We start from the raw sequence: 920 nt of genomic DNA on the forward strand, positions 1-920 counted from the left end.
CTGCCGGCACCTGCCCGCTAAGAGCGCTGTTCTCGCCGGTGGTCTGAGTATCGGCGACGGCCACCGGCGCATCGTTGGTGCCAGTCACCGTTACGGTCAGCGTCGAGGTGGCGGTGCCGCCCTGGCCGTCGCTGACGGTATAGCTGACTTTAGTGGTGTCGGTCTGACCCGCGGCCAGGCGATCGAACGCCGTGCCCGGATTGAAGCTGTATGAGCCGTCCGCGTTTAGCGTGAAGGTCCCGCCGTTGGAGCCGGTGATGGCCTGCCCCACGCTACCTGTTACGCCATTGACTGCGCTGACGCTCAGCGTGCCGCCGTCGACATCGCTGTCGTTGGCCAGCACGCCCTGGGCCGCGTTGACGGTGAGCGCTGTGTTCTCGCCGGTGGTTTGGGTATCGGCGACGGCGACCGGTGCATCGTTGGTACCAGTCACCGTTACGATCAGCGTCGAGGTGGCGGTGCCGCCCTGGCCATCGCTGACGGTGTAGCTGACTTTAGTGGTATCGGTCTGACCCGCGGCCAGGCGATCGAACGCCGTGCCAGGATTGAAGCTGTAGGAGCCATCCGCGTTCAGCGTGAAGGTGCCGCCATTGGAGCCGGTGATGGCCTGCCCCACGCTGCCCGCCGCGCCGTTGACCGCGCTGACGCTCAGGATGCCGCCATCGACATCGCTGTCGTTGGCCAGCACGCCCTGGGCCGCGGCGATATTGAGAGTAGCGTTATCGCCGGTGCTACCGGTATCGGCGCGGGCCACCGGGGCGTCGTTGGTGCCGATAATATTGATCGTGATGGTCTGACTCGCGGAACCGTCGGCCGATTTCACTGCAAAGGTCTCGGTCCGAACCTGACCTTCAGCAAGGTATTGAACCTTGCTGTTATCGGCATTGAAGGTCCATAGACCGTCAGCCGTAACGGAGAGC

At 64.3% G+C, this 920-nt stretch carries 1 protein-coding gene; it reads right to left on the reverse strand.

Translation table 11 applies throughout. The features are described from left to right. Positions 1-920, reverse strand: a 920-nt coding sequence (locus BTW07_RS18705; protein WP_144076994.1) for an Ig-like domain-containing protein, incomplete at both ends; no start/stop codon positions are given.

This window comes from Salinicola socius, from assembly GCF_001937195.1.
Classification (GTDB): Bacteria; Pseudomonadota; Gammaproteobacteria; order Pseudomonadales; family Halomonadaceae; genus Salinicola; species Salinicola socius.